At 42.9% G+C, this 623-nt stretch carries 1 protein-coding gene; it reads left to right on the top strand.

From position 1 onward, the window contains the following. Nucleotides 1–623: hypothetical protein (locus A3729_RS33030; protein WP_197475826.1), on the top strand; the 623-nt coding region annotated here is incomplete at both ends.

Genomic DNA, 623 nt, shown 5'->3' with positions numbered 1-623 from the left:
AACTCAACCAAAGCGAATTTGCGATCTTTCGTTCGAGTCCTGTTGCAGGCAGTATCTTTCCAAACTGCTGACCAATGGAGCAATATCGACACTCTCCACCCCAGCATTAAATGTTCAGGTTTACGTTGGTGAGCGCGCAGAATTCTCCAAAGCTAAAAAGGTCACTTCACCACACCAGTTTAAAGACCTGCGATTTACTGAGTCGAACTACGCCGACATAAAAACAGAGATTAACGGCTACACGCTTTATCTTTTCTTTTACTACGGTGGTCGTGCCATACCACCAGAACCAGATGACGAAAAAGCAGGTGTAATAGAGGTAGATATTGGTTTCCTAAAGTTCCAGTATGCTAAATTGCCAAGCGAACCTGACCTAATAGCAAAATTGCTAACAGCATTGATCGAAGAAGATAACGATCTAAAAAGCTGGCTCTATCACCCTAATGCCAAGGCTGCCAGACAACATCTTGAATATGAGTTGATAGCAGCCACAAAAAAACAGCTAACAGCTAAAGGCACCTACTCATGTTTGAATTGTAAGCACGAATGGTATGGAACTGAGCATGTTGACCACAAATGCCCAAATTGCGATAAATATCTGTATAGCCGCTTTGAACCATCCG

It is taken from the genome of Oleiphilus sp. HI0043 (assembly GCF_001634935.1).
This window is presented reverse-complemented; position numbering and strand designations above follow the sequence as displayed.